We start from the raw sequence: 10942 nt of genomic DNA on the forward strand, positions 1-10942 counted from the left end.
TTTATTTTTCGACACTTAATTATTATTTGGTGAAAAGAGGAAGTTTAAGTAATGGATCTTAGTATTATCATTGTTAATTTTAATACAAAAAAGCTCACGCTCGAGTGTATTCAGTCTATATATAGTTCTATTTTATCTTATTCGTTTGAAATATTCGTAGTCGACAATAATTCTACAGATGGGTCAGTTGATGCAATAAAGAGAAAGTTTCCTAATGTAAATATTATTGAAAATAGAGAGAATGTCGGTTTTTCTAAAGCAAATAATCAAGCAATCCGTGTTTCAAAAGGAAGCTATGTTTTATTATTAAATTCCGATACAATAGTCATGGGTAATACACTATTTTATACAATTGAATATATGAATCGACATAACGACGTTGGTGCCATGGGTTGTAAAGTATTATTGCCAGATGGTAGTTTAGATAAAGCTTGCCATCGTGGATTTCCGACACCAGAAGCTTCATTCTATTATATGACAGGTATAGCTAAGAGATATCCAGACAAACCTAAATTTAATGGATATCATAAGAACTACTTGAACATGCAAGAGGTTCACGAGATTGATTGCTTAGTTGGGGCATTTATGCTTGTTCGACGAGAGACTATCAATCAGATTGGGATGTTAGATGAGAATTTCTTTATGTATGGAGAAGATATTGATTGGTGTTATCGCATAAAGGAAAAGGGATGGAAGATTATTTACAATCCACAAGTTTCAATAGTGCATTACAAAGGTGCAAGTAGCAGGAAAAAGCCATATAAAATAGTTTATGAATTTCATAGAGCAATGTTTCTCTTTCATCATAAGCATTTTTCTAAGAAATATAATTTTATTATTAATGGCATTGTTTATATAGGGATTTTTATAAAACTAATGCTGTCAAACTTAATGAATATATTAAACAGTAAGCATGTATAAAAAGTTTACGAATTAGGGTGAGAAAATGGTTAGAGGAAAAGAACGATTTATCACGCAGCTATATATGGGCGCAGATTTTATTTTTATACAGGTATCTTTCTTTATTGCTTGGTTCACGAGATTTTATTTGTTAAATGGAGAGGAATTAGGGGCTTATTTACCACTATCAACTTACTTTCTTTGGAACATAGTTTACTCAATAAGTTATATCGGTGTCTCTTTTATTACAGGCCTTTATGCACCTAAACGGAAAATGAAGTTCGCAAGAGAGATTGCAAAGATATTTCAATCAAACTTATTTAGTATGTTTATATTATTAAGTGTTCTCTTCATAGTTAAAACAGTAGATATTTCAAGGCTATTTCTAGTAATCTACTTAGTATTAAATATTATGATTGCTATTATTTATAGATTTGTAGTCAAACAGAGTTTACGTAATTTAAGAAGTAAAGGTTTTAATAAACAATTTGTTCTTATACTTGGAGCTGGGTCTATAGGTAGTAGATATATGCAGAATTTATTACAGCACCCTGAATACGGTTTGAAAGTTCTTGGATTCTTAGATGATAATAGAAGGGAATATGGCGCAAATAATGATTTGCAAGTTCCTATATTAGGGAAATTAGTAGATTTAAATAGAGTTCTTCAAGAAAAAGTCGTGGATGAGGTGGTAGTAGCTCTTCCATTAACTGCCTTTCCAAAATACCAACAAATTATTTCTGTTTGTGAAAAGGCTGGAGTAAGAGTATCTATCGTCCCTGATTTTTATGACATATTACCAGCTAATCCCCATTTTGAGAGATTCGGTGATCTTCCAATTATAAACGTTCGCGATGTGCCATTGGATGAATTCGTAAATCGAATTATAAAACGGGCGTTTGATATAACTTTTGCACTGGTTGCTCTAGTTTTAACATCTCCAATTTTATTATTGGTTGCACTAGGAGTCAAATTAACCTCTTCAGGTCCAGTTCTATTTAAACAGGAACGTGTAGGTTTAAATCGTAGAACTTTTAATATGTATAAGTTTAGGTCAATGAAATATATGCCAGAGATTACTTCAAATACTCAGTGGACAATTGAAAACGATCCAAGACGGACTAAATTTGGTTCTTTCATAAGAAAAACAAGTTTAGATGAGCTTCCACAATTTTTTAATGTTTTAAGAGGTGATATGAGTGTAGTTGGACCGCGTCCAGAAAGGCCATATTTTGTTGATCAGTTTAAAGAAGAAGTTCCAAAATATATGATTAAACATCAAGTGAGTCCTGGTATTACCGGTTGGGCACAAGTTTGTGGTTTACGAGGGGATACATCTATCAGGAACCGAATTGATCATGATATCTACTATATTGAAAATTGGACGCTGCTTTTCGATGTGAAGATTATTTTCAAGACAGTAATAAATGGCTTTATTAATAAAAATGCATATTAAATATAGAAAGAAAATATACAGAAATAAAAGAATTCCTCAATTGTTGATGAATTCTTTTATTATATTAAAAATTTTTAGTAGATGATTGTGAGGAAAGAGCATGATTTTAGTAGTTGGGGGAGCAGGCTATATAGGAAGTCATTTTGTAGAGGAATTAATAAATGAAAAAGAAGTTTTAGTTTTAGATAATTTATCAACCGGACACCGTAATTCTGTTCATAAAAATGCTAGGTTCATTGAAGGAAGTTTAGGGGATACACAATTATTAGATATTATTTTTAATAACCATAGGATTGAAGCAGTTATTCATTTTGCTGCATTTAGCTTAGTGGGTGAATCAGTTAACAACCCTATAAAATACTATGAAAATAATGTTAGTTCAACTTTAGTTTTGCTTGAATCAATGGTAAAGCATGGTATTAACAAAATTATATTTTCTTCTACTGCTGCTATATATGGGACTCCAAATATAGATTTAATATCTGAAAAGACTCCAAGTAACCCTATTAGTCCCTATGGACGATCAAAATTAATGATTGAATGGATGCTCCAAGACTTTGCTAAAAGTTACGATTTGCAATACGTTATCCTAAGATATTTTAATGCAGCTGGTGCTCATCCGAGTGGGAGAATAGGTGAAAATCATACACCAGAAACGCATCTAATTCCCTTAGTGCTAGAACACTTACTTGGTTCTAGGGACAACATATTCGTATATGGAAATGATTATCCAACAGTAGATGGTACTTGTATTCGAGATTATATTCATGTATCGGATCTTGCCGATGCTCATCTACAATCACTCAATGCATTACTAGATTATAGGGTGAAAAATGAAATTTTTAATTTAGGTACTGGATTAGGATACACAGTCTTAGAAGTTATTAATGCCTGTGAGAATGTAACTAAACAAAAGGCGTCGATAATTATAGAAGAAAGAAGAGAAGGAGATCCTGCTAAATTAGTTGCAGAGGCCAAAAAGATCGAGGAACTACTTGGTTGGAAGCCTAAGCTTAGCTTAAATTCTATTGTTGAAACAGCATGGAAATGGCACTCAAGTTAGATTTGAAATGGTATGTGGTTTTCAATATGGTGATTTTAGAACTAGCAAGACAGGCAATTTGAAAATTAAAAAGGCTATCTCAATATACTGCTTTTGGGATAGCCTCTTTAATTTTACCTCTTAATACCTTTTATCAACATTCACATACTACTAATTACTTGGAAAGACTTCAGTAAATAGGAAATAATTTTCAAATAAAAAGGTCTAATAGCAATCAATTTTAAAATAACTATTATTATACTTGTGTGAAAAGTTAGAATAAAATAGTAATTTTATATTATAATAGTAATGAGTCAAATAATATGCTTGAATAAAAGGAGAAAATATTATGAGTAGTAAAACTAAAATTATCATATCCTCCGCGGTAGCTGCTTCAGCAATTGTTTCAGTGATTTCAAGTCAACAGGTGGATGCGGCAACAAATATTGATGGATTAATAAGCGAGGCGCAAAAGGCTGGGACTGTTTTAAAATGGGCAATTTCTATAGAAGGTACTGCAGATGGAGTGACCCAGCCTTGGACTCAATTTAATACTGCAAAGAAGACAATTGATAAGGCAGAAGCTGCTTTAAAGGGTGTAAGCTATTCAGATAAGTTGAAATATGAAGCATTATTAGTTGAACCTAAAACCCAACTTCAACGCGCACAAGGGTATCTAGATGCCATTACAGCGAGTGCGAAGATAGAGGCAAAAACGAAAGCTCTTTCAGAAGCAGTTCGTACAAATAATTTAGAACAAGTGGAAATCGCATATCATGCAATGACGGCAGAGTTTCGTAAACAAACGATTTTATTAGACCGTGTATATGGTCAATCCACACGTGATAAGATACGTAATGTAGTAAAAGGACCAGCAGAGCAGCTAATTAATTATCTTAAAAATGATGTAACAGTGCATATGTATATTAAGGATGCAGCTGAACAGCTTCGGGTTGGAAATTATGTGGATGCAGACAAAATAATAAAGGAAGCCCAAACCATTTTGAATTCCAATGTACTAATTTGGGAAAGCTCCTTACAAAAAAATCTGGATGCTGTAAATGCAATTCAGCCAGTTCAGCTTGTTTCTATTTCACGATTGGATAGCACGACTGTATCGGTAAAGTTAAGCAAAGCCGTTTCTTCTATTCAGCTTTCGGAGTTTACATTTGATAATTCTTTGTCAGTTTCGAGAGCGGTGTTAAGTAATGATGGTACTGTCGTAACATTAACTACTTCTGTGCAAACTCCTGGTATTAAATACACGATGAAATTCAAAGGGAATTCTGCGAGCTTCGTTGTTCCAGGTAGCGTTGTTCCAATTCAAATAGGTAGTCAAACCATTCAGCATAGAGAAACAACAGAAGTACTTTCTCTAGTAGGTAATTTTACAGAATCAAATAATCAACCTTCTAAAGACATAGTACGAGTTGACATTCCGGCAGGTATTAAAGTTGTTTCGATTAATGGCATTGAAAATAACATTGCAGGGGCAAAAAGTATTAATGTAACACCCGAAAAAAATGGCAATGTTACGATTGCTTTTACTGCTAAAGATGTAAACTTCGCTGCTATTGATAATGTGATTACCTTTAATAGAATGCAGAGTAAAACAGTTATAGAAACAAAATCATCAGCCAAAATAAACTTTTATGCGCCTGCAAAAGCGGGTACTTTCTCCAATAAGAAAATTTATTATGTAGACACTTACAATAATTATTTTGTCACATCAGATGGTATGAAATATAAAATGAAATCCTCTAGTGATGTCTATCGCAATGAAGAAATTGCGGTAGCCTTTGAATCATTTAAATCGGCTTTGGATGTGGAAGATACAATCACTGGAACATACCAACCGACAGCTAGTTCGACGTTTGAAATTACATCGAATTTCTATTTTGTTGACTTTGTACTCGATTCGAAATTTGCTTACAGATCTGGAACAGCCGGATACCGTATGGATGGAAGTAGAATTGACTTGAACGGTACGGCGCAACCAAACTATGAAATCATCTTCTATAAAAATAGTTCGTATATAGGAAAAACGAGAGTAAACGCAAACGGAGCATGGAGCTTCCCAACGAACGTGGACCAAAACGCAATAAGCGATTATTCGTTTGTTCAACAAGTTGCTGGAAAAGCTGCGCCTACTAACCCTGGTTCGGATGCCAAAACATTAAGAGTAGTGGAAGGTTCACTTGATCTATTATCTGTTAGTGGAGGATTAACAGCTGATGAAGACCTATCCAATGAAGCGCTAGTATTTACGGTTGCTCCTTTAAAAAATAAAAATGGCCTAGTGTTAGCACAAGATCAAGTAGTGGCTTTAGCCAATGCGTCAATCGTAGTACAAGATAATGATGGCACAAAAATTAAATTCACCAACAGCCAAGACAATACCAAATTCACACCTGTGAATAATGGCTTCCAAGTTAAGTTCGGAACAATTGATCCAGGTAAAGGTTTTGCAGTTATCATGTCTCAAGGAAAAGACAGCCTGTTAACCGGACCATTAAAAGTAATTTCCATTGATGGCATTCAAAACGTATATGGTCTGGACATGAAAGTAAATACAGGGTTTCAGATTACAGGGTACTAATTTGATTTTAACAAAACACAATATTAAATGAACGAAAAGCCGTAAAAGAGTGAATCTTTTACGGCTTTACTCATTGTTATAAAGTTTGTGGAATCATTTCAATTTGCCAAGAACTGAAATCTGGATTTTCTTTCATGAACACTTCTTTAGAGAAAGATAAGCTAATTGGACGTGCTTGCTTAGAAGCAATTTCGAATTGTCCGATTGGGAATCCAAGTTTACACACCATATCACCGGCAGCATCAAATAGTTGAATAGGCAGGTTCTCAATTGTTAGTGTTTCAGAAAATGCATTGCGAATGATTATATAAATATTGATTGCGTCATCTGACTCATGGAAATGGAATCCCACAACTGAGATCTCGTTCTCTTTAATAGGTTCTAAAGAAGAAACTAAACTATGTACATATCCTTGTTGATCTTCTGTAAGGCCATTCGACCAATTTTCATCCAAGTATAATTCAAAATCTTTCACTACTTTTTCATAATACTCAAAAGCCATTTCAAAATCCATTTCATTTGTTAATTCATCGTAGGGTACTAGTAAATCTTCCTTTTCAAATAGGAAATTCCACGGTCTTGCTGTACATGCTTCTAGCTCGCCAAACAACTCCATGTCAAATTGTTTCTTTGCTAGTTCTTTTCCTTCTTTATCTTTCACAACTAAAACTACTTGTTGCAGGCGTATTTTTTTGGGTAAAGAATGTCTTATTATAGCTGTTACGACAATTCCTGAATCGACCGTATATAGTTTTACTCCATGGACATGTAGTTGGTTTGCTTCTAAGTCTTCTAATTTTTGATGGAAAAATTGAAAAATATACTTCTCTGGTGCGGGGATTTCCCAGTCTGTAGAAAAATCAATTGTTGTTTTATATTTTTGGGGAGAATTTGTCATATTTTAGTTCCTTTCATTACTACGTCATTACCTATAAGTATAACACAATGTTACTAGTTGATATAAAGAGTACTCTACATCAATTACTTCCATTATAAAGAAATAAGTTTGGATAATATTGCATGATATAATTATGTGGGTTATTCCGACTAATTCATAAAGGAGGCAAATTAGTATGTGGAAAAAATATTTATATCTTACAATAGTAATTACCATTATTGCTTCTACTATAACCATCCCACAAGTAAGTGCGACTAATAATATAAAACAATTAGTTACAGATGCACAAAATGCAGGCACTATATTAAAGTGGGCAATTTCCAAAGAAGGATCTGCTGATTTTAAAACTCGGCCATTTGAGCAATATAACACGACAAAAGAAACTATCGCAGCTGCAGAAAAAGTTGCTGGTGGGTTATCAAACTCTGAACAACTTAGTGCTCAAGCTAAATTAGTGGATCCAAAAATCCAGGTAAAACGTGCACAAGCATACATAGATGCTATAACTTCAAGTGAAAAAATTTATAAGCTAACAACGAGTTTACAAAATGCTATAAATTCAGCTGATCTAATTAGTGTAGAAGCTGCTTACCATATTGCAACAGCAGAATATAGAAAACAAGTAAAATTATTAGACCGAGTATATGGGCAATCTACTAGAGATAGTATTCGTGATCAAGTGAAACCGTCCATGGAAAAATTAATCGCTGATGTGAAATATGACGTTACAGTTAAAATGTACCTTGACCAAGCGAATGATTTTATTGAAGAGAATAGATTACTTCAAGCTTCCTTAGAATTAGACAAAGCCAACTCTTACATAGATAACAAAACAACGAATTTTACATTTAGAACATTTCTAACTAAAGCTTTCGATGAAACTTTAAATTCCTTACCTTTACAGCCATTGTTCATAACATCAGATGGTAAAAACAGCGTAACAATTAACTTCTCTAAAGCTTATAATATACCTTTAGAAGGTCTAGTAGCTGGTCAATTTAAGGTTTCTGGAGAGTCTGTACAATCGGCTCAGTTATCCAATGACAAAAAATCAGTAATTTTAACTACGTCTGATTTAAGCACTGGTACAAGTTACACAGTAAGTTGGAAAGAACAACAATTGAACTTTAAGATAGAAGCTGTTCCTGATACAACAGGTATAGCATTAACGGATAAGAAAACTGCATATCTTGAAACGACTGATTCCCAAGTATATACAGCTAAACTAACTAATTTAGATGGTAGTAATTATAACGGAAGAGTGCAAATTAGCCTGGGAGAATCCTCAGCGGTAATTACTTCTGTCAACGGGCAAAGGATTGAAAGTGGTCAAGAGACGATTAGCTATGCAGACCCAAATGGAAATCTAGTAATTATAATAGCAGCTGCGTATGGTTTTAATGCCGAAACTCCGTCTGTCACCTATGTCCAACCAAAAATACAAAAAATAGATGGTAATAAAAGTACCAAAAAAGCAGGAATTACTCATTTTTATCAGCTTCAAAATGTGGAAGGGCCTTATATATTAACCATTGATAGCGACGAGATTGCTACTGAAGAAGATTTTATATATACGGGTGGTTATAAATATAAATGGGATGCAAATGATCTATTCTTTATCTATAATGGACAAGTTTCACAAGAAGTTTTTGAAAAAGTGTTATCTAAAGGGGATAGAGTAGAAGTTAGTTATGAAACTAGAACAGATAATCATTCCACTTGGAACATTAATGTAGATTTGACGAAAGATAGAGATTTAGAATTCCAAAATCCAGTAACTTCTCCACTTACATTTGATGGGTACTCATATGATATAAGCGGTACTGCACAACCAGGTAATAAGGTGAAAGTCTATAGAAATGATGTATTGGTAGGTAACACTATCGTGGATGCGAAAGGAAACTGGACACTTGGGTCTGTCAGTTTACTTCAAGAAGTGGCTAATACATTTATCGCTTATCAGTATGCTCCTGGAAGAGATGGTATTAACGGGGAAGGAGCAGTAAATACAAACAACCCTGCTACAACAACTATTAATGAAGGAGCTTTCGCTTCTACTCAAATAGATTTAAATGATAAGAGTTCTAATGGATTATCTATTTCAGACACATTAGAATTTACATTCCATAATCCTACTTATGGTCATGAATTTAAAAAAGACGTATCGGGTATCATGATAATAAATGATGGTTTTGGGAACAATGCTGTGGTGACAGTTGAGTATGTAGATGAAGATACTCTTCAAATCATTGATTTCGTAACTACAGATGACGGATATAATCATAAAGCTTCTTTATTCGTTATTACCGAGACCAAAGAAATTGTAAATCAGGATCAGCTTACATTTAATATTACAGGTAATGGATTTACTTCTTTTGTAAATAACCATTCTGCATACTAACTTTTAATCCCTTCTAACTTAGTTAGAAGGGATTTTTCTTGTGTCCCTGTGTAAGATACAATTCTGAATTGTATCTTACACAGGGACCTTTTAGGGAATACCTAAAATGCAAAAGCATATGATATGAGAGGGGTAAAATAATAATAGGAGGAATATAACTGTTCTGTGCTTCATGTGGTTCAAGAATAGAGGGTATAGCAAAGTATTGCTCAATATGTGGTAAAGGGATTGCAGCAAAAAGTGAAGCAATAGAATCTACTTCTAACAAGAGGAGGAGTAGAACTAAACCTAACATTGATAATCAATTACTTAGATTTTTTATAGGTGAAAAAAAGCAACACTATTACATACGAAGATGGTCAAAAGGTTTGAATACGTGGAACTGGGCAGCCTTTTTCTTTCCACTTTTTTGGTTTGGTTATAGAAAAATGTATAAACCAATATTCTCGATTGTAGTATTTTTTTTAGTAATTAACCTTGTAATTACAGTATTAGGAACAGACAAGGTTATTTTTAATACCGTGATAGGGTTCATGGTTTCATTTACTGTTGGAATTACAGGTAATAGGTTTTACCGTCACCATGCTTTAAAAAGAATTAGTGAAATGTCAGAAGGTAATATTCGTGATGTGAAGTTATTAAAGAACGAAATTCAGTTGCGTGGTGGTACTAGTTGGAAAAGCGTTTTTGCACTTGTGTTGTTAGGAGTGTCTTTACTTTTAGTAATGACGATGCTCAGATTTACCCCAACTAATAATAAACTAACAGAATTAGAGGTAGGTCCTAATATTGAATCCGAGATTATTAAAGTGCTTGAAGATAATATACAGGCACTTGAAAATGAGAATATGGATGAGTATATGTCTAAGGTATATACACATGCCGAGCAAACAACATTTGCGGAAATAAAAAAAATGCTAAGTGACCTATTTGAAAACTTTGACTTAGCATATGAACTTAGGGATTTTGAGTTTTTATCCATTTCAGAACAAGAAGTGAAAGTACGTGTAACTCAAACAACAACTCTTGTAAAAGGAGAAAACTTCCGAGATAACGAGTCCATATTCATCCATACACTGAAACCTCAAAAAGAAGAGTGGAAGTTTTATGACAGTAAAGTGGAGTCCATAAAGTATTTCACCGAAGAGCAATCCGTAAAATCAAATGCGGAGTTCACCTCTAATGATTCTTCCTATATTCCTACATTAAAAGCACCTAGCATATTTGATTTTTTTATTGGGGATAAAATCGACGTAAATAATGATGGAATCTTAGAAACAATTTCTTTTAGAGGTGGGGCAAAAGGAAGTAGCACTTACTTAAATACAAATGTAGAAATAGTAGTAGAATTTGGTGGACTTGAAATAACGCCACTAATACTTTCTGCAGAGAATGCACCAATTCTATACTTTTATGATATTAACCAAGATGGTTGGATGGAACTTTTCTTCGAGACCGGTGCCCGCATAATAGGAACCGAAATGTACGAATTCACACCAGACGGTTTAGCAAAGCTTACCACTTTAAATGGTTCTGTAGAGAAGTTTGCTCCATATGAGATAATCACAAGCGAATATAATTACGTATTCGATAAGTCTTTAATAGTTAGTAATTGAGTCCTTGTGTAAGATACAATTCGGAATTGT

The 10942-nt window shown here is 33.7% G+C and carries 7 protein-coding genes; 6 read left to right on the forward strand and 1 reads right to left on the reverse strand.

Annotated elements, in window-relative coordinates:
* Window positions 1-51 precede the first annotated feature (51 nt).
* The 4 genes from MKX53_RS03560 (at window position 52) to MKX53_RS03575 (ending at window position 5997) form a co-directional block, all read left to right on the forward strand.
* A complete protein-coding gene (locus tag MKX53_RS03560; RefSeq protein WP_340909137.1) occupies window positions 52-921 on the forward strand; it encodes a glycosyltransferase family 2 protein in 870 nt (289 codons plus the stop codon).
* A gap of 25 nt (window positions 922-946) precedes the next feature.
* Entirely contained in the window at window positions 947-2356 is a 1410-nt protein-coding gene (locus tag MKX53_RS03565; protein WP_340909138.1) for an undecaprenyl-phosphate glucose phosphotransferase, read from the forward strand.
* A gap of 100 nt (window positions 2357-2456) precedes the next feature.
* Entirely contained in the window at window positions 2457-3419 is a 963-nt protein-coding gene (gene galE / locus MKX53_RS03570; RefSeq protein WP_340909140.1) for a UDP-glucose 4-epimerase GalE, read from the forward strand.
* A gap of 328 nt (window positions 3420-3747) precedes the next feature.
* Window positions 3748-5997 (forward strand): hypothetical protein, encoded by a 2250-nt coding sequence (locus MKX53_RS03575; protein WP_340909141.1) that lies wholly within the window; start codon window positions 3748-3750, stop codon window positions 5995-5997.
* A 76-nt stretch (window positions 5998-6073) separates the two neighbouring features.
* Here MKX53_RS03575 and MKX53_RS03580 read toward each other — a convergent pair whose 3' ends face one another.
* Complete coding sequence (locus tag MKX53_RS03580; RefSeq protein WP_340909142.1) at window positions 6074-6895, reverse strand: SLAP domain-containing protein; 822 nt, start codon at window positions 6893-6895, stop codon at window positions 6074-6076.
* A gap of 175 nt (window positions 6896-7070) precedes the next feature.
* Between MKX53_RS03580 and MKX53_RS03585 the strand changes: the two genes are divergently transcribed.
* Window positions 7071-9296, forward strand: coding sequence for a hypothetical protein (locus tag MKX53_RS03585; protein ID WP_340909144.1), 2226 nt, complete (start codon window positions 7071-7073; stop codon window positions 9294-9296).
* Window positions 9297-9664: 368 nt separating this feature from the next.
* On the forward strand, window positions 9665-10912 hold the full coding sequence (locus MKX53_RS03590; protein ID WP_445678258.1) for a DUF2628 domain-containing protein: 1248 nt from the start codon (window positions 9665-9667) through the stop codon (window positions 10910-10912).
* Window positions 10913-10942: the final 30 nt, after the last annotated feature.

It is taken from the genome of Psychrobacillus sp. FSL K6-4615 (assembly GCF_038008225.1).
GTDB lineage: Bacteria > Bacillota > Bacilli > Bacillales_A > Planococcaceae > Psychrobacillus > Psychrobacillus psychrotolerans.